The following is a 1,466-nucleotide window of genomic DNA, read 5'->3' on the forward strand; positions in this document are numbered from 1 at the left end:
GGCCTGTCCAGCCAGGCCCTGCAGCAGGGTGGCATCGGCCTGATCATGACCATGCTCATCATCACCATACCGACCATTGCCGCCGCGCTATGGCAGGGCAACATGGGCACGTTCCTGACCTACACGGCATTCAACAACACCGCAGCCCCAGGCCCGCAGGGGCAGCCGGCTGGGTCGTATATGCCCGCGCAGATAGCAAGAAATAGCAATGCGGGCGAGGAGCGAGGCGCGGACTCGACGAGCGCCAATAGGGTAATCACTGGTAGTAACAATTCGACACCTATCCAAGTTGCTGGCTCGCGAGGAAATGCCAGCAGAAATGAAGGTAACAGCGTCTAGGTAACTTCATTTTTGCCTGAAGGAAATTTATATGAATGTGAAGATATTTGCATTTCTTTTGGTTTTAACGAGCGCGTTTTCTGCAGCAGCAGAACAGGGTTGCCCACCCGGACAGTATCCAATCGGCGGTCAAGGCGTAGCAGCGTGCGCACCCATTCCACAAGGCGGCTCCGGGCAGCAAGATCCTAAACCGATAGGTAAGTGGATAAAAACGTGGGGCTCAGTAGCCCACGATCCTAAGAATGGAATCCTTGGTGTTTCGCTAGGGAAACTTTCAAAGCGTGAAGCAGAGAAAGATGCGCTCAACAAGTGCTTGGAAGGCGGGGGCGCTAGCTGCAAAGTCTGGGAGAGTTATCAGAACCAATGCGCCGCCATAGCTGGCCCCCAAAAAGATGGCAGGGATGTACCCGGCGCGCCGTACTTTGCTAGAGGGCCTTCATTAGAGGACGTTGAGAACAGAGCAAAAGATGGATGCGCGTCAGCGAGCGGGTTTAGATGCGGAGTTCTCTATTCAGCATGCTCCGAGCCAATTTTTAAAAATTATTGATTTCTTATAAGTTCTAGATTTTCCCGTTCGTCGCGATACTGGTCTTTGAATCAGGTCAAGGACATGGAATGGTCCACGAATAGAGCAACTGTCCCCTTCGCTTTTTGCATGCTGCACTGCCAAAGATTGCGGGCTCCCACCGAGTCCAAACGTCGCATTCTACGGTCATCAATCAGTATTAGGTAAATGCAAGGTCAGCTCATGCATTAGCACCGATCTCCCATGGTTTTAGCGCTTTCAATAAATGCCCGGCTAACCTTTGACTTGTTAATCGATAGGGCGGCTTTAAGTCTGTGGTAAATCTACTAGTTCGCGTCAATGTGCCGGTGCTATCTTGATGTTATCGATTATACCCAGGATTATGGGCAAGATTGCATATCCTCATCGCACAAAATACGCGTGGGGCAGCGGAATCATTCAAGTGAATCCCGAGATTATGGGGCGTGTCGCTCTCTTTCTCATGCCATTTCTCAGTGCAGGATGCCAACCCGTGACTGCCCCATCCGACGTCCCCCCCAGTTTGAGTAGCACCTTGGTTTGGAGTCCAATTCCCTACCCCGAGGAGATTGGACGTGAAGAA

1 protein-coding gene and 1 pseudogene are annotated in these 1,466 nt (G+C 51.8%); both read left to right on the forward strand.

Translation table 11 applies throughout. From position 1 onward, the window contains the following. Positions 1–339, forward strand: a pseudogene (locus LL962_RS20835) (type IV secretion system protein); the annotation flags it as partial. A 31-nt stretch (positions 340–370) separates the two neighbouring features. Next, on the forward strand, positions 371–886 hold the full coding sequence (locus tag LL962_RS20840) for a DUF4189 domain-containing protein (protein ID WP_228318288.1): 516 nt from the start codon (positions 371–373) through the stop codon (positions 884–886). Positions 887–1,466 lie beyond the last annotated feature (580 nt).

The organism is Xanthomonas sp. NCPPB 1067 (assembly GCF_020783795.1).
In the GTDB taxonomy this organism is placed as follows: domain Bacteria; phylum Pseudomonadota; class Gammaproteobacteria; order Xanthomonadales; family Xanthomonadaceae; genus Xanthomonas; species Xanthomonas melonis.